The 628-nt window shown below is 67.0% G+C and carries 1 protein-coding gene; it reads left to right on the top strand.

The window, feature by feature from the left end; translation table 11 throughout:
• Nucleotides 1-119 precede the first annotated feature (119 nt).
• Complete coding sequence (locus AC1D01_RS37725; RefSeq protein WP_477875075.1) at nt 120-596, top strand: terminase small subunit; 477 nt, start codon at nt 120-122, stop codon at nt 594-596.
• The last annotated feature ends 32 nt before the right edge of the window (nt 597-628 follow it).

The following is a 628-nucleotide window of genomic DNA, read 5'->3' as shown; positions in this document are numbered from 1 at the left end:
CCCCACCCCCCTCATCGGGTCCTCCCGGGAGAGGTCGGTCAAGGGTAATTCGAACCCCGTTAGCACTCTAGTTTCCGGGCGTTCCTAAGGGGGTTATATCCATGGGAGATCAACAGGACATGCTGTCTTTGCCAGTGACGCAGGAGCAGTTCGGTGACATGGTCGGCGTGAGCCAGCCCGTCGTCAGCGACCTGCTCGCGCGCGGCGTCTTGCTGGCCGGCCAGCCTGCCGCGACCTGGCTGCGCGCCTACACGAAGCACCTGCGTGAGCAGGCTGCAGGGCGTGGTGCCGACGGTGAGCTGGCGCGCGAGCGTGCACGCTTGGCGCGCGAACAGGCCGACCGTGTCGCGATGGACAACGCCGTGAACCGCCGCGAACTGGCGCCGGTGTCGGTGCTGGAGCTGGTGCTCTCCAAGATGGCCGGCGATGTGGGCAGCCTGTTGCAGGGGCTGGTGCCGCGTGTGCGGCGCCGCGTGGACCTGCCGGGCGATGCACTGCGCATCCTTGACGAGGAGGTGACCAAGGCCCGCAACCGCGCCGCGGCGATGACGCTGGCGGACGCCGAAGAAGAACCCGATGAGGAGGATGAAGCTTGAACGACATGAACCACGTGATCGAGCTGGAGCGC

This window comes from Rhizobacter sp. P3_B12, from assembly GCF_056402895.1.
The sequence above is the reverse complement of the archived record's forward strand: the minus strand, read 5'-3'. Positions and strand labels throughout refer to the sequence as shown.